Here is a 14652-nt window from a genome sequence, read left to right as displayed (position 1 = left end):
GACCTGCCCATTGCAGCCTGTAATTGACACCTCGCTCTGGCTGGCGCGCAAGCGCCGGGCACTGACCCGTCCCATCGCCGGCGCGGATTTCCTCATGCGGCGGGCGGCCGAGGATCTTGCCGACCGGCTCGGCGCCGTCGAACGCAGGTTCGGCAAGGCGGCCTCATTGTTTTGCCAGACGCCGGCTGCAGCAGAGGTGCTCGCCGAAAGCGGCAAGGTGACGGAAAACGTGCGCGTCGAGGCCGACGCCGCTTTCCTGGGTGGCCAGCCAGGACTGTTGGCGCCGTTGGAAACCGTGCCATTCGAGCCGGAAAGCCTCGACCTCGCAGTCTCGCTGCTGTCGCTGCAGGCGATGAACGACATTCCCGGCATGCTGGTGCAGGTCCGCCGGGCGCTGAAGCCGGACGGGCTTTTCCTCGGCGCCTTCGCCGGCACAGGCACGCTCTCCGAACTGCGCGAAAGCCTGCTTGCCGCCGAGACCGAACTCTATGGCGGCGCCAGCCCGCGTGTGATCCCGTTCACCGACGTCCGCGACGCCGGCGCGCTGCTGCAGCGCGCCGGCCTGGCACTGCCGGTTGCCGACGTCGAGACGATCACGGTGCGCTACGATTCGCTATTTGGCCTGGTCGCCGACCTGCGCGCCATGGGCGAGACCAGCGCGCTTGTCGACCGCAGCAGGCGGCCGGGCACGCGAGCGCTGTTCGCGCGCGCCGCCGAAATCTATGCGGAGCGGTTTTCGGATGCCGATGGCCGCGTCAGGGCGAGTTTCTCGGTGGTCTGGATGTCAGGCTGGGCGCCCGATGCCTCTCAGCAAAAGCCGCTGAAGCCGGGCTCCGCAAAAATATCGCTGAAGACAATCCTGGAAAACCCCGGCGGCCCCTGAGCGCATCCTTGCGCAAAAGCTAAGCGTATCCCACGCAAAAGCTAAGCAGGTCACTGTGCAAAAGCGTTGGCAAGCTTGCTGCTGTTATCGCTGAACAACCACTGGATGGCGCCGGCAGCCTGGCCAATACCAGCGACAATGGCAAGCGACAGAACGGCGACGATCAAACCATATTCGATAGCCGTCGCACCCCTCTCGTCTTCTAAAAATCGTTGCAGCAACATTTTCATGGGCGCCTATCCCTCTTGCCCGAACCTAGCGCCGACCCGTTAAGAAAGGTTAATGCGACAGGCTTAACGCGCGGTGAACCAGCTGCATTCTAGGAAACAGCCGAATCCTGGAGATCTGTTGAGGGGTCAGCAGTCGCCGCTGCTTCTGCCATCGGCCCGTATAACGCAGACCGAACTGGGCAGCGGCTGCAGCACGCTCTTGCGTAGCGTATAGCTGTCGCGCTGGCCGATCGAGCCGGTGCTCATCGTATCAAGCCCGTCGCGGGCAAACTGCGAGCGGGTCCGGCTGTCGAGGTAGGGCGTCGCGATCAAGGCCAGAGCCACCGCGGCCGAGCCGAACAAGAGGGCGATGCGCAATATTCCCATGCCGGCATTGGCGGCGCCAGGAAGGCGGTCCGGCCAAGGCGAGTCCCAGTCCTTTTCAAGGCTCATGCAAATCGCTCCCCAGCGGTAGAATCGGCGTGACCGCCTAGCGTCAATTTTTCACGGTCAGATAAATCTTTCATTAACGCTGCTGCCGGCGCGTTGCGGCGCTGCCCGATTTACGGCAGGTCGGCCGCTACAGCAGATCGATGAGGAACTGGATCAGCGGGGCATCGGCCGACGGCATTGGAAAATCGCGCATCTGGCGCGGCCGCACCCATTTCAGCACCTGGCCTTCCTTCGGCTGGGCAATGCCGCGGAACCGACGGCAGACGAACAGCGGCATCAGCAGGTGAAAATCATCGTAGGAATGGCTGGCGAAGGTGAGTGGCGCCAGGCAAGGGATGTCGGTTTCGATGCCGATCTCCTCGTACAATTCGCGGATCAGGCATTGTTCCGGCGTCTCACCGGGCTCGACCTTGCCGCCCGGAAACTCCCACAGGCCGGCGAGTTGCTTGCCTTCGGGCCGCTGCGCCAAAAGCACGCGCCCGTCGGCATCGACCAGCGCGCAGGCCGCGACCAGGAGCAGGCGTTTGCCGATCGTATTCAAGCCGCTCATGCGCCGGGTGGCCGGCGATAGCGATAGCGATAGACTTCGTCGAATCCGAGCGAACGGTAGAGCGCCAGCGCCGGCGCGTTGTCCGCCTCGACCTGCAGCCAGGCTTCCCGCGCCCCGCGCAGCCGCGCCCATTTCAGCGCCGACCGGATGAGATGGCGGCCATGGCCCTGGTTGCGCACCGACCTGTCGGTGGCGATCTCGAACAGGCCGGCAAGGTCGCCGTCATGCACGCAGATCAACGTTGCCAGCGGTTCGCTGCCGGCCTCCAGCGCAAACAGCCCGGCCTCCGGCTGGATGGCGCCGATGATCTCCGACAGGCCCGGACGCAGCGACACATCCGAGCCGCTCACCTTGAGCGCCGCGCCGATGAAACGGCTGATGTCCTTCAACGGAATCTGGTCCATGGCATCGTCGAGCGCGGCGTCCGCCAGCGGCAGCCGCATGACCAGCGACTCCGCGAACGTACTCCAGCCTTCGCTGTCGAGGTACTTCGAAAGATCAGGCCCCGACAGCGGTGAGATGCGAAAGGTCAGCGGCCTGCCATAGGCGTCGAAGCGGCGGCTGGCGCGACCGATGCGCTCGGCAATGTGCTGGATGTCGCCCGGATCGAGCGGATTGACCGAGTTCAGCCGCTTGGCCGGGTGGCCGGCCGTCAGCCGCACCACCCAGGTGCCGTCATAATGGACGGCGGCCGCCGGCCAGGCGCGAAAGCCGGCCGCCTCATAGCGGCGCACGATCGCCAACACGCTTGCCGGATGTCTGGAATCCAACGCCATCAGCTCCGATAATCGCCGTTTATTGCGACATATTCCTTGGTGAGATCGCAGGTCCACACCGTCGCCTTGCCGCGGCCGATGCCGATATCGGCGCGGATGCGGATCTCGTCGCGCTTCATATACGCCGAAGTCGCCTCCTCGGAATAGGCGGCGTCGCGCTCGCCCTGATAGGCCAGGCGGTTGTCGCCGAACCAGATCGACAGAAGGTCGCGGTCGGCCGGTTCGCCGGCCTTGCCGACAGCCATGACGACGCGGCCCCAATTGGCGTCCTCGCCGGCGACTGCCGTCTTGACCAGCGGCGAATTGGCGATCGACAGCGCGATGCGCTTGGCCGAGCGGGCCGATTTGGCTCCGGTGACGGTGACCTCGACCTGCTTGCGGGCGCCCTCGCCGTCGCGCACCACCTGTAGTGCCAGCGATTTCAGCACCTTGCCGAGGGCACGGCGGAACGCGCCGAGGCGCGCATCCTTGGGGTCGGAAATTGCCGGCGCGCCGCGCCTGGCGGCAGCACCCGTGGCGAACATCAGCAGCGTGTCGCTGGTCGAGGTGTCGCTGTCGACGGTAACCGCGTTGAAGGTCTTGGCCGTGCCGCGCGACAGGAGGTCCTGCAGCACCGGTGCTGCGATCGGCGCATCGGTGGCGATGAAGGAAAGCATCGTCGCCATGTCGGGCGCGATCATCCCGGCGCCCTTGGCGATACCGTTGATGGTGACGTCGGCATCGCCGAGCTTGACCGTCGCGGTCGCCAGTTTGGGATAGGTGTCGGTAGTCATGATCGCCTTGGCGGCTTCGGTCCACAATTCCGGCTTGCCGTCCTTGACCAGCCCGGCCAGCAGATGGCTGAACTTGCCGGCGTCGAGCGGTTCGCCGATCACGCCGGTCGAGGCCAGGAACACCTCGCCCGCTGTGCAGCCGGCCGCCTTCGCCGCCACCTCGCCCGTGAGTGCCGTCGAGGCGCGGCCCTTCTGGCCGGTAAAGGCATTGGCATTGCCGGAATTGACCACCAGCACGCGTGCCTTGCCAGCCACGAGGTTCTGCCGGCAGAAATCGACCGGCGCCGAAGGGCATTTCGACCTGGTGAACACGCCGGCGACGGTGGTGCCGGCGTCGAACACCATGGCCAGCAAGTCGGTGCGGTTCTTGTATTTTATGCCGGCCTCGGCGGTGGCGATGCGCACGCCCTCGATCACCGGCATCTTGGGATATTTCTTCGGCGCGAGCGGCGAAACCTGTGTGGACATGGAAGACCCGGGCGGGAAAAATCGCGAAAGGAACGCCGGTTTGCCCGATAGCACGCGCTGGCGCAAGGCGTTTCACAGCCGTTACGGGTGCCGGAAGCCTGACACCGCCTCATGCAGCAAGCAGGCTGTTGCAAATTTGTTGGCGTCGCTGCGACCGATAGCGCTATGATCCTGCCCCATGGGCAGGCTTGTGGTCTTGGCACTGGCGTTTCTGGGCTTTCTGCTGCTGCGCGCCGATGCGCAGACGGCGCGGCGCGTGGCGCTTGTGGTCGGCAACGGCAGCTACGCCGAAGCCGGCACGCTGGCCAATCCCGTCAACGATGCGCTCGACATCGCCGACAAGCTGCGCGCCATCGGTTTCGAGGTGATCGAAGGCAACGATCTCGGCAAGCGCGAGCTCGAACGCAAGATCGGCGAATTCTCCGATGCGCTGCAGGGTGCCGGTGCCGGGCTGTTCTACTATGCCGGCCACGGCCTGCAGGTCGACGGGCGCAACTTCATCGTGCCGGTCGACGCCCGGCTGGACATGCCGGTCAAGCTGCAGCTCGAGGCGGTGCCGATCGACGAGGTTCTCGACATCATGGAGCAGCAGACCAAGGTCAGCCTGGTCTTCCTCGATGCCTGCCGCAACAACCCGTTTGCCCGAAGTCTCAGCCGCAGCGCCACGACGCGCTCGGCGACGGCTCTCGCCGGTCTTGCCCAGTTCGAGTCGACACGCGGCTCATTCATCGCCTTCTCGACTGCGCCCGGCGCCGTCGCAATGGACGGGACGGGACGCAACTCGCCGTTTGCGGCGGCACTTTTGCGGCATATGGCGGAACCCGGACAGAGCATCAACGACATGATGATTGCGGTGCGCCGCGACGTCGTTTCGGCAACGCGCGAGGCGCAGCGTCCCTGGGAGCAGGGGTCGCTGCTCGAGCGTTTCGAATTCGTTCCGGGCGGAGACACTGCCCAGCAACCGAAACCGGCCGTCAGCCCGGCTCCCGCGTCGCAGGTGGCTGCGCTCGAACGCTCCGTCGGCGACGAGGGTGCCATCGAAAAATTCTTGCGCGAAAACTATCTGGCGCCTGATGCCAGGAGAATGCGCGAAACCGTCAAGCGGCTCTACGGTTCGTCGGCCATCATCTACGGCACGCGCTACGACAGCGAGGCGATCGTCAAGGTCAAGACCGACTGGTTCGCGCAATGGGCATCGTGGTCGTTCGGTCTCGAGCCCGGCAGCCTTGAGGTGACGCCGCACGGCCAGGACCGTGCCGACGTAGTTTTCGCGATGCGCTACGACTACGTGCCGAAGGACAAATCGGTGCAGCGCCTGACCGGCAAGGCGCGGGTGACGCTGGAACTCGTGCTGGCCGATGGCGCGTGGCGCGTTGCGTCGGAAACGTCGCAAGCGCTGGAATGAACATCAGCGGACCGCTGGGTTGATGAACCCGCGAAACGCCCGCTGCACGCCCGGAATCAGTCCCCAGATCATGATCGAGACCATCAGCGGCGCGATGACCAGCGTACGCTGCCAGATTTGCCATTCCTGCGTCAGCGGAAAAACCACGTACAAAATGGCAGTGATCAGTGGATACACGCCGAGCAGCACCAGCAGGGCGAAGCGCAGGCGCGAAAAGCGGGTCACGGCGGTCGAGTTCATCAAACTCTCCTTATCGTTACGGAACGTTCCGTTACATATAAAACGGATCGTTCCGTTTCGTCAAGAGTTGTATATGATGGCTGGCGAAATCGCGGGTAAGGAAGAAGAGATGGGCGAAATCACCGATCCCGGGCGCAAGTCGGCTGGCGCACGGCGCAGCCCGGAAAGCGCCGATGCGATTCTCGATGCCGCCGAGGCGGTACTGGTCGAAGCTGGCTATTCCGGCTTCTCGATCGAGGCGGTGGCGCGCCGCGCACGCGCCGGAAAACCGACGATCTATCGCTGGTGGCCAAGCAAGGCCGCCTTGCTGCTCGACGTTTATCAACGGCAAAAGCCCGTCGACAATCCCGATACCGGGAACCTTGCGGAGGATCTCGTCGGCTTCCTGAAGAGCTTGTTCGCGCACTGGCGCGATACATCGTCGGGCAGCGTGTTCCGATCGCTGATTGCCGAGGCGCAGTCGGACGAAAAAGCCGCAGCCGCCCTCGCCGAATACGCAAGAGGGCGTCGCATCCATACCGGCCAGATGGTCGAACGCGCCAAGGCAAGGGGAGAGATAGCTGCTGGCGTCGATGCCACTGTCGTCGCCGACCTGATTGCCTCGTTCGCCTGGACGCATCTTCTGACGAACCGCCTGGGCGAGGACGAAGCGACGCTGCGCAGGGCGGTCGGCTATGTCTTGAAAGGTATAGTCGCTGTCGATGCCGACGACGCCACGCCGGTCCGGCGGCGGCGTTAACGCATCATCGCTCGCCCTACCAAATAGAAGCGACAGGGCGGCAGCGCGCCCTGTCGTAGCCCAATCTGGCCTATTTGGCGCTTTCCAGCGCGTCGACCGTCTTCTTCAGGTTCGCATCGGGGATGTCGACCTTGGCGTTGGCGCGCAGCGACTTGACCAGCGCGAAATACTTGTCGCGGATGACCGCCTGGCGCGCCTGGTCCTTGACCTGGTCGAAGGCCGGCGGCTGCTTGGTGCGCTTGTCCTCAACCTTGATGACATGCCAGCCGAACTGCGACTGCACCGGCTGGTCGGTATATTTGCCGACCGCCAGCGCAAACACCGCCTTGTCGAATTCCGGCACCATCTGGCCAGGTCCGAACCAGCCGAGATCGCCGCCGCTGGTCTTGCCGCTCGGATCGCTGGTGTGCTCGTTGGCAAGCTTCTGGAAGTCGGCGCCGCCGTCGAGCTGCTTGATGATGGCGTCTGCCTCTTCCTTCGTCTTCACGAGGATGTGACGGGCGTGCACCTCGTTGGTGGGCGGCGTGTTGGCGATTTCCTGGTCGTAGCGGGCGCGGACCTCGGCATCGGTAACCTTGTCGACGACGCCCTTCTCGACCATTTCGCCATGCAGCGCGCGCTGCTGCAGGAAGGCCATGCGGCGCTGGAAGTCGGGATCCTTGTCGAGGCCGGTGGTCACCGCCTGGGCCGCCATCACGCGGATTTCGATCGCCGCCGACAGCGCCGCGGCGCGGCGCTGCTCGGGCGGAAGCTGCGCGAACTGCTGTGACAGCTCGCCCTCGGCAAGCCCAAGGTCTGCCTCGGTCAGCGTCTGGCCGTTGATGGTGGCGACCACGGCGTTCGGATCGACCGGCTTGGCCGCCGGAGCGGGTGCTGCCGGCTGGGCAGGGGCGGCTTCCTGCGCCATCAGCGGCGACAGCGAGAGGGCCGACAGCCCGAATGCCAGACCAAGGCTGGCGAGCGACGCGCGGCGGAACAATACTGACATTACGATTATCTCCAAAGCGGGGTAGCTAGAGCGGAATGGCTTCCAGACCAGCAAGATTGTGGCGGAATTTGGCGCGGTCGACAGGGCGAGCGCGGCGTTGACATCGAATGAGCCCCCTCTTATCTGTCCAACGACTTTGCGTCCAGAACCGTTTTCCGGGCGCTTTTTGCGTTTGTCCGCGTTCACGCGGAGTTGATGGGGCCAGCCGGCGCCCGTCGCAATGACTTGGAATGCTATCGAAAGGGCCATTGGATGGTCAGTCTCGGCGGTCTCGCCCGTAAGGTTTTCGGCTCCTCCAACGATCGTCGGGTCAAATCGACCCGGCCGCGCGTCGAGGCGATCAATGCCATGGAAAACGAGATGCAGGCGCTTTCCGACGCCGAGCTTCAGGCCCGCACGGACAAGTTCCGCCAGGACATCGCCAACGGCGCCAGTCTCGACGACCTCCTGGTGCCGGCCTTCGCCACCGTGCGTGAGGCCGCCCGCCGCGTGCTCGGCATGCGGCCGTTCGACGTGCAGCTGATCGGCGGCATGGTGCTGCACAATGGCGGCATTGCCGAGATGCGCACCGGCGAAGGCAAGACGCTGGTGGCGACGCTGCCGGTCTACCTCAACGCGCTCGCCGGCAATGGCGTCCATGTCGTCACCGTCAACGACTATCTGGCCACGCGCGACTCCGAATGGATGGGCCGCGTCTACAAATTCCTCGGCCTTAAGGTCGGCGTCATCGTCCACGGCCTGTCCGACGAGGAGCGCCGCGTCGCCTACGCCGCCGATGTCACCTACGCCACCAACAACGAGCTCGGCTTCGACTATCTGCGCGACAACATGAAATACGAGCGCGCCCAGATGGTGCAGCGCGGTCACAGCTACGCCATCGTCGACGAGGTCGATTCCATCCTGGTCGACGAAGCGCGCACGCCGCTGATCATTTCCGGTCCGCTCGAGGACCGTTCGGAAATGTACAACACCATCGACACCTTCATCATCCAGCTGCAGCCGCAGGACTACGAGATCGACGAGAAGCAGAAGACCTCGATCTTCACCGAGGAAGGCACCGAGAAGCTGGAGAACATGCTGCGCGATGCGGGTCTGCTCAAGGGCGAGTCGCTCTACGACGTCGAGAACGTCGCCATCGTCCACCACGTCAACAACGCGCTGAAGGCGCACCGGCTGTTCCAGCGGGACAAGGACTATATCGTGCGTAACGGCGAGATCGTCATCATCGACGAGTTCACCGGCCGCATGATGCCCGGCCGCCGTTATTCGGAGGGCCTCCACCAGGCGCTCGAAGCCAAGGAGCATGTGGCGATCCAGCCGGAAAACCAGACGCTCGCCTCGGTCACCTTCCAGAACTATTTCCGCCTCTACAAGAAGCTCGCCGGCATGACCGGCACGGCGCTGACCGAGGCCGAGGAATTCGCCAACATCTACAATCTCGACGTCACCGAGATCCCGACCAACCTGCCGGTCATCCGCATTGACGAAGACGACGAGGTCTACCGGACGGTCGAGGAGAAATACAAGGCGATCGTCAAGGAGATCAAGGAAGCCCGCGCCAAGGGCCAGCCGACGCTGGTCGGCACGACTTCCATCGAGAAGTCCGAGCAGCTGGCCGAACGCCTGCGCAAGGAAGGTTTCAAGGATTTCGAGGTGCTGAACGCCCGCCACCACGAGCGCGAGGCGGCGATCGTCGCCCAGGCCGGCAAGCCCGGCGCCATCACCATCGCCACCAACATGGCCGGCCGCGGCACCGACATCCAGCTCGGCGGCAATGCCGACATGCGCATCGCCGAGGAGCTTGGCGACATGCCGGCCGGCCCCGAGCGCGAAGCCAGGGAAAAGGAAATCCGCGACGACATCGCCCGGCTGAAGGAAAAGGCGCTCGCCGCCGGCGGCCTCTATGTGCTGGCCACCGAACGCCATGAATCGCGCCGCATCGACAACCAGTTGCGCGGCCGCTCGGGCCGCCAGGGCGATCCCGGCCGGTCGAAATTCTTCCTGTCGCTGCAGGACGATTTGATGCGCATCTTCGGTTCCGAGCGCATGGACGGCATGCTGCAGAAGCTCGGCCTCAAGGAAGACGAGGCGATCATCCATCCGTGGATCAACAAGGCGCTGGAAAAGGCGCAGAAGAAGGTCGAGGCGCGCAACTTCGACATCCGCAAGAACCTCTTGAAATACGATGACGTCTCGAACGACCAGCGCAAGGTGGTGTTCGAGCAGCGCATCGAGCTGATGGACGGCGAGGGCCTGTCCGAGACCATCACAGAGATGCGCGAAGGCGTCATCGAGGAGATCGTCGCCAAGAACATTCCCGAAAACGCCTATGCCGAGCAGTGGAACGTCGCCGGCCTCAAGGCCGAGATCGCCGAATTCCTCAATCTCGATCTGCCGGTCGAGGACTGGGTCAAGGAAGAAGGCATCGCCGAGGACGACATCCGCGAGCGCGTCAGCCAGGCAGCCGAGGCCGCCGCCAAGGAACGCGCCGAGCGCTTCGGTCCCGACGTGATGACCTATGTCGAACGCTCCGTGGTGCTGCAGACGCTCGATCATCTGTGGCGCGAGCACATCGTCAATCTCGACCATCTGCGCTCGGTCGTCGGCTTCCGCGGCTATGCGCAGCGCGATCCGCTGCAGGAGTACAAGGGCGAAGCGTTCGAGCTGTTCCAGGCGATGCTGGGCAATCTGCGCCAGGCCGTCACCGCGCAATTGATGCGCGTCGAGCTGGTCCGCCAGGCGGCGGAAGCGCCGCCACCCGAAGCGCCCGACATGTTCGGCAGCCACATCGACGGCTTCACCGGCGAAGACGATTTCGAAGGCGGCGAGACGGCCGTCCTGGTCCGCCAGGAGACCAACGCCATCGTCGCCCCCGAAGACCGCGACCCGAAGAACCCGGCCACCTGGGGCAAGGTCGGCCGCAACGAGGCTTGCCCGTGCGGGTCAGGGAAAAAATACAAGCATTGTCATGGGGCGTTTGCGTAAGGCACTGCTTTCCTTCGCCCCGTTCACGGGGAGTAGGTGCCCGAAGGGCGGAGCCAGCGTTTGCGATTAGCCAATCTCCCCACCTGAGGGGGAGATGGCCGGCAGGCCAGAGGGGGGCGCGAAGGATCGCGACCCGAAGAAGACAGGCTCAAATCAACCCCGAATCGCGCGCCGCGGCCGTCGCCTCACCCCGCGAAACCGCGTCCAGCTTGCCCAGAACCGCCGAGACGTGGTGATCGACCGTCTTCGGCGAGATGGTCAGCTGCTCGGCGATCCGCTTGTTGGAGAAGCCGCGCTCGATCAGTTGCAGCACCTCCATCTGGCGCTGGGTCAGGCCGGCGCGATTGGCGCGCGTGGTTCGGCGCGGCCCCCTTGCAATGCCGTTGACGCCGTTGCGGCGCATGATATCGCGCAGGTGAACGGCGACCGCCCTGGCGCCGAGGCTTTCGAAAATCTCCAGCGCCAGGCGCTGCGCGGTCTCGTCGCCCTCTGCCAACGCCAGCCCGCGTTCGTAGGGCGCGTTCATCTCGGCCCATAGTTCTGCCGCCGCCTGCCAGTCGCCGGCGAGCAGCGGCCGGTAGGGCGCGGCCATGCCGATGGTGTCGCCTGGATCCATGTCCGGCGCCAGCTTCTGCCGCCACGTCGCCAGCTCGCCGAAACCCGCCCGCGTTGTCGACAAGCTCTCAGCCAGTGCGATCAGGCCGAGCGCCTCATCCTTGTCAGCCTGGCCGAGCCACGCCCGTTCGGCCATCAGCGCCGCATAGGGCGCCAGCCGCTGCAATTCCAATCCCTTGTCCAGGAACTGCGTCATTTCGGCAAAAAGCGGCTCGGCGGACGGGTCGCCGCGCCGTATCCGCAGCTTTGCCAGGGCCACCACGGCGGGATAGCGGACCAGCATCGTCGCCTGATCGTTGGCGATCACCTCGAGCGCCTCGCCGGCAGCCTCTTCCCATTGCCCCTGGCGCAGCAGCAACTGGGCCAGCACACCGCGCATATAGTCGCGCCAGGTGACGAGGTCGTTTTCGACGCAATAGTTGATGCCGCGATCGAGGAACGACCGCGCCCCAGCGAAGCCGAGCTGGTTCATCTCGCTGCAGGCGCTGTTGGTGAAGGCGCGCGCCGCATGTTCCTGAAAATTCTGCTCCAGCGCGATCTCCAGGCTGCGAGCAAGGTGCAGCCGTCCGTTTGCCAGATCCAGCCACTGCTCGGCGCTGCCGACATTGTTGAGCGCGTGGCAGACGATGTCGGGCCGGTTCAGTTGTTCGGCGAGCGCAATCGCCTTGTTGCTGAGCCGCAGCGTGTCGTCGAGCCTTTCGGCCAGCATCGCCAGTTGCGAGAGGTTGGAATAGGCCATGGCGAGCTCCGGCCCGGCCGGCGCGGTCTCCAGCAGCTGAACCGCCTGCTCGCCAAGGGCATCGGCAGCCATGCGGTCGCCAAGCAGGTAAGCAAAGCGCGACAGCCACCTGAGGCAATCCCCTTCCTTCGCTGTATTCCCCTGGGCCTGATGCAGCCGGCGCGCCTGGTCCTGCGCGGCGATGGCCTCGTCGATCTTGCCGATGAGGTGGCACTCGAAGGCATATTTCTCATGGAGCGCCGTGCGCTCCTCCACCGGCAGGCTGTCGGCCTGCCGCAACACGGCTTCATAGAAGCCGGCCGCATCGCGATGGGCGCCGACGCGGGAGGCCTCGCGCGCCGCAACCGGGGCCAGCTCGCGCACTGCCTGCAGATTGTGCGCCTCCACCGCGTGATGCACCAGGCGGCCGGTGGAAACCTCACTGTTTTCGAGCAGGGCGGCCAGGGCGCGCTGGTTGAACTGCCGCCGGTGGCTCGTCGTCAGCATCGCCTCGATGGCGCGGCGGGCGATCTCGTGCCGGAACGCATAGCCATCGCCCAGATCCTCCAGCAAGCCGTTGGCGACGCATTCGGCAAGCTGGCCGGCGCTGGCGACGCCGCACAGGCCCTGCAAGGCCCAGGCATCGGCCCGCCGTGGAAACACCGACACCGCGTCGAGCATCGCGCGGGCGCCGGCCGACAGGCGCTCGGCGCGCGCCAGAACCGCGTCGCGCACGCTTGCCGGCAGCGCCGTTTTTTCCTCGCATCCGCTGCACAACAGTTCGGTGACGAAAAAGGCGTTGCCCGCCGTCGCCCGGTAGATGGCGTCGCCATCACGCCCCGCCGCCTCGGCCAGCGACAGCACCGCCGACTCGCTGAGCAGCGGCACGTCGATGCGCGCGACGCTGCCTGCCGGTATCTCGCCGAGCGCGCGGCGCACCCGCATCTGTCCCTCGCTGCGATCGGTGCGCGCCGTCAGCAGCAGCAAGAGATGCCTGTTGGCGATGCGCCGGCCGAGAAAGCGGACGAAATCGAGCGTCGCATCATCGGCCCAGTGCAAGTCCTCGATCACCAGCAGGGTCGGCTGCGCCTTTGTCTCGAAGATGTCGAGTGCATCCGAAAACAGCGGCAGCCTCTGTCCTTGCCGATGATCGATCGCCTGCGGCAGCGCCCATTGCGCGTCCCGCGCCAGATCGTAAAGCGGCCCGAGCGGATCGGGTATCGACAGATCCTCGCAGGCGCTGCGGAATATGCGCGTGGCTTGCGCAGTCCGGTCGATGAAGGCCTCGACAAGCGCGGTCTTGCCGGCCCCGGCCTCGCCAGCAAGCACCGCGACGCAGCCACGGCCGCGCCCGGCATCGGCCAGCAGCCCGTCGAGTCGCTCCAGCTGTTTCTGCCGTTCCAGAAGCATCATTCGCTCACGCAGATCGAGTTCGCCGAAAAGGCGGACCCGCGATGTGACCCGCCAACATATCCCCCGCTCATAACGCTGCCAACATAGGGAATCGTCCCGCCAAAAATGGGGAAAGGCTCCGATGTGCGCTCTTGCCGGGCGTGATCAATGTCGAGCCGCGCTCAGACCGGGCGTGACCCACTGGAGAAAGGAAGGCTTCCATGCCTCGCTATCTGATTGAACGCACATTCCCGGACGGCCTCAATGTGCCGATGAACGAAGCCGGCGCCGACGCGCTGGGCGGTGTCGTCATGCGCAATGCCGAAAAGGGCGTCACCTGGCTGCAGTCCTACGTGTCGCCGGACAAGAAGCGCAGCTTCTGCATCTACGACGCGCCCTCGCCCGAGGCGATCCGCAGCACCGCCCAGAAGAATTCGCTGCCTGTCGACAAGATCACGGAGGTGCGGGTTCTTGACCCCTACTTTTACCGTTGATGGCAGGCAAACCCCAAGTGGCGGACAAAAGGATGAGTATCAAACTGCCATTCGCGGCAATTGCGACATGCCTGATGGCATGCCGGTCGGCGAACCGGCGCCTGTCGTGGGAAACCCCGGCGGTTCCCTGCCTGGCCGTCTATGGCGGATCGCGGCGGCGCTGCCTTCGCGTCTGCTGGGCAGGCGGCGCCGGCTGCCCCCGCAAGACGATTATCTGAGGCAGGACATCGGACTGCCCGAACGCGAGCAGCGGCGCGAATACTGGGAATATTATTGGTGGGACCATTAGGCCGCCGCGCCGTTTGGACGGGCTGAAACAAGCCGTGCAACCGGCCGCGTCATTGCGGCCGACATGAAAACAGGACGAGCGACCTGTTTCGCAAAATTCCAATGGACGCCGCAGCGTTGAGCAGACCCGATCGGTGCGCGTCCTCAAACAACCGGAGAGAACATGAACATCAATCTTTGCACCGGGCGTCTTGCCGCCCTGGCCATCCTGTCGATCGCCGCCACCGCGGCCCAGGCAAAGGACGGCAACCCGCTGGCCGACATGGTACGCGCCGCCAACAGCCGCTTCGAGAATGTGGCGGCGGCGGCCGCCGAAGGCTACGCGCCCATCCCCTGCGCCAGCGGCATCACCGGCGGCGCCATGGGCATCCATTACGTCAATCCCGGCTACCTCAAGGACGATGCTGTCGATGTCGCCAAGCCGGAAGCGGTGATGTACGAGCCGATGGCCGACGGCACGCTAAAACTGATCGCCGTCGAATACATCACCTCGAAAGGCCCGGCCTCGCTCGATGGACATCTGTTCAACTTCAACAGCGCCCCCAACCGCTATGGCCTCGGCCCGTTCTACGAGCTGCATGTCTGGGCCTGGAAGGGCAACCCGACCGGCGCGTTCGCGGACATGAACCGGAATGTTTCATGTGATGCGATGAAGGGGATGTAAGCGGGGCTCTTC

15 protein-coding genes are annotated in these 14652 nt (G+C 64.9%); 7 read left to right on the top strand and 8 right to left on the bottom strand.

Translation table 11 applies throughout. From position 1 onward, the window contains the following. The first annotated feature begins 10 nt into the window (after positions 1–10). A complete protein-coding gene (locus tag NKH99_RS18060) occupies positions 11–883 on the top strand; it encodes a methyltransferase domain-containing protein (RefSeq protein WP_352453067.1) in 873 nt (290 codons plus the stop codon). A 50-nt stretch (positions 884–933) separates the two neighbouring features. Here NKH99_RS18060 and NKH99_RS18055 read toward each other — a convergent pair whose 3' ends face one another. The 5 genes from NKH99_RS18055 to argJ form a co-directional block, all read right to left on the bottom strand. Then, positions 934–1113 (bottom strand): Flp family type IVb pilin, encoded by a 180-nt coding sequence (locus tag NKH99_RS18055; protein WP_023677981.1) that lies wholly within the window; start codon positions 1111–1113, stop codon positions 934–936. A gap of 126 nt (positions 1114–1239) precedes the next feature. Further along, positions 1240–1545, bottom strand: a complete 306-nt coding sequence (locus NKH99_RS18050) for a hypothetical protein (RefSeq protein WP_023677980.1) — start codon at positions 1543–1545, stop codon at positions 1240–1242. A 127-nt stretch (positions 1546–1672) separates the two neighbouring features. Then, on the bottom strand, positions 1673–2095 hold the full coding sequence (locus NKH99_RS18045) for a (deoxy)nucleoside triphosphate pyrophosphohydrolase (protein ID WP_353014863.1): 423 nt from the start codon (positions 2093–2095) through the stop codon (positions 1673–1675). Continuing rightward, positions 2092–2871 carry a GNAT family N-acetyltransferase gene (locus NKH99_RS18040; RefSeq protein WP_353014862.1) on the bottom strand — a complete coding sequence of 260 codons (780 nt, stop codon included), beginning with the start codon at positions 2869–2871 and terminating at the stop codon, positions 2092–2094. Before NKH99_RS18040 ends, NKH99_RS18045 begins: the two co-directional genes overlap by 4 nt. Further along, the gene (gene argJ, locus NKH99_RS18035; RefSeq protein ID WP_353014861.1) at positions 2871–4112 is read right to left on the bottom strand and encodes a bifunctional glutamate N-acetyltransferase/amino-acid acetyltransferase ArgJ; all 1242 of its coding nucleotides are present in this window, start codon (positions 4110–4112) and stop codon (positions 2871–2873) included. Before argJ ends, NKH99_RS18040 begins: the two co-directional genes overlap by 1 nt. Positions 4113–4290: 178 nt before the next feature. Here argJ and NKH99_RS18030 point away from each other — a divergent pair, with 178 nt between their 5' ends. Further along, entirely contained in the window at positions 4291–5517 is a 1227-nt protein-coding gene (locus NKH99_RS18030) for a caspase family protein (RefSeq protein ID WP_352745481.1), read from the top strand. 3 nt (positions 5518–5520) lie between these two features. Here NKH99_RS18030 and NKH99_RS18025 read toward each other — a convergent pair whose 3' ends face one another. Next, positions 5521–5757, bottom strand: a complete 237-nt coding sequence (locus NKH99_RS18025) for a putative antibiotic biosynthesis monooxygenase (RefSeq protein ID WP_352471336.1) — start codon at positions 5755–5757, stop codon at positions 5521–5523. Between the two features lie 109 nt (positions 5758–5866). Between NKH99_RS18025 and NKH99_RS18020 the strand changes: the two genes are divergently transcribed. Then, on the top strand, positions 5867–6496 hold the full coding sequence (locus tag NKH99_RS18020) for a TetR/AcrR family transcriptional regulator (protein WP_353014878.1): 630 nt from the start codon (positions 5867–5869) through the stop codon (positions 6494–6496). A gap of 70 nt (positions 6497–6566) precedes the next feature. On the opposite strand, the gene NKH99_RS18015 is transcribed toward NKH99_RS18020, so the two are convergent. Further along, on the bottom strand, positions 6567–7484 hold the full coding sequence (locus NKH99_RS18015) for a peptidylprolyl isomerase (protein ID WP_352456658.1): 918 nt from the start codon (positions 7482–7484) through the stop codon (positions 6567–6569). A 252-nt stretch (positions 7485–7736) separates the two neighbouring features. Here NKH99_RS18015 and secA point away from each other — a divergent pair, with 252 nt between their 5' ends. Continuing rightward, positions 7737–10469 (top strand): preprotein translocase subunit SecA, encoded by a 2733-nt coding sequence (secA, locus tag NKH99_RS18010; RefSeq protein WP_352453061.1) that lies wholly within the window; start codon positions 7737–7739, stop codon positions 10467–10469. Between the two features lie 148 nt (positions 10470–10617). On the opposite strand, the gene NKH99_RS18005 is transcribed toward secA, so the two are convergent. After that, a complete protein-coding gene (locus tag NKH99_RS18005) occupies positions 10618–13215 on the bottom strand; it encodes a helix-turn-helix transcriptional regulator (RefSeq protein ID WP_353014860.1) in 2598 nt (865 codons plus the stop codon). A 200-nt stretch (positions 13216–13415) separates the two neighbouring features. On the opposite strand from NKH99_RS18005, the gene NKH99_RS18000 reads away from it, so the two are divergent. From NKH99_RS18000 to NKH99_RS17990, 3 genes are all read left to right on the top strand, one after another. Beyond that, complete coding sequence (locus tag NKH99_RS18000) at positions 13416–13688, top strand: DUF4242 domain-containing protein (RefSeq protein WP_023677971.1); 273 nt, start codon at positions 13416–13418, stop codon at positions 13686–13688. 67 nt (positions 13689–13755) lie between these two features. Continuing rightward, entirely contained in the window at positions 13756–13977 is a 222-nt protein-coding gene (locus NKH99_RS17995) for a hypothetical protein (protein WP_352816608.1), read from the top strand. Positions 13978–14139: 162 nt separating this feature from the next. Continuing rightward, entirely contained in the window at positions 14140–14640 is a 501-nt protein-coding gene (locus NKH99_RS17990) for a hypothetical protein (protein ID WP_353014859.1), read from the top strand. The last annotated feature ends 12 nt before the right edge of the window (positions 14641–14652 follow it).

It is taken from the genome of Mesorhizobium sp. M0854 (assembly GCF_040319815.1).
In the GTDB taxonomy this organism is placed as follows: Bacteria; Pseudomonadota; Alphaproteobacteria; order Rhizobiales; family Rhizobiaceae; genus Mesorhizobium.
The sequence above is the reverse complement of the archived record's forward strand: the minus strand, read 5'-3'. Positions and strand labels throughout refer to the sequence as shown.

What these genes read in the sequence shown, in the direction of transcription:
- NKH99_RS18050 (WP_023677980.1), bottom strand. Translation starts at nt 1,545, where the DNA reads ATGAGCCTTGAAAAGGACTGGGACTCGCCTTGGCCGGACCGCCTTCCT.
- NKH99_RS17995 (WP_352816608.1), top strand. Translation starts at nt 13,756, where the DNA reads ATGCCTGATGGCATGCCGGTCGGCGAACCGGCGCCTGTCGTGGGAAAC.
- NKH99_RS18020 (WP_353014878.1), top strand. Translation starts at nt 5,867, where the DNA reads ATGGGCGAAATCACCGATCCCGGGCGCAAGTCGGCTGGCGCACGGCGC.
- argJ (WP_353014861.1), bottom strand. Translation starts at nt 4,112, where the DNA reads ATGTCCACACAGGTTTCGCCGCTCGCGCCGAAGAAATATCCCAAGATG.
- NKH99_RS18040 (WP_353014862.1), bottom strand. Translation starts at nt 2,871, where the DNA reads ATGGCGTTGGATTCCAGACATCCGGCAAGCGTGTTGGCGATCGTGCGC.
- NKH99_RS18045 (WP_353014863.1), bottom strand. Translation starts at nt 2,095, where the DNA reads ATGAGCGGCTTGAATACGATCGGCAAACGCCTGCTCCTGGTCGCGGCC.
- secA (WP_352453061.1), top strand. Translation starts at nt 7,737, where the DNA reads ATGGTCAGTCTCGGCGGTCTCGCCCGTAAGGTTTTCGGCTCCTCCAAC.
- NKH99_RS18015 (WP_352456658.1), bottom strand. Translation starts at nt 7,484, where the DNA reads ATGTCAGTATTGTTCCGCCGCGCGTCGCTCGCCAGCCTTGGTCTGGCA.
- NKH99_RS18000 (WP_023677971.1), top strand. Translation starts at nt 13,416, where the DNA reads ATGCCTCGCTATCTGATTGAACGCACATTCCCGGACGGCCTCAATGTG.
- NKH99_RS18005 (WP_353014860.1), bottom strand. Translation starts at nt 13,215, where the DNA reads ATGATGCTTCTGGAACGGCAGAAACAGCTGGAGCGACTCGACGGGCTG.
- NKH99_RS18030 (WP_352745481.1), top strand. Translation starts at nt 4,291, where the DNA reads ATGGGCAGGCTTGTGGTCTTGGCACTGGCGTTTCTGGGCTTTCTGCTG.
- NKH99_RS17990 (WP_353014859.1), top strand. Translation starts at nt 14,140, where the DNA reads ATGAACATCAATCTTTGCACCGGGCGTCTTGCCGCCCTGGCCATCCTG.
- NKH99_RS18055 (WP_023677981.1), bottom strand. Translation starts at nt 1,113, where the DNA reads ATGAAAATGTTGCTGCAACGATTTTTAGAAGACGAGAGGGGTGCGACG.
- NKH99_RS18025 (WP_352471336.1), bottom strand. Translation starts at nt 5,757, where the DNA reads ATGAACTCGACCGCCGTGACCCGCTTTTCGCGCCTGCGCTTCGCCCTG.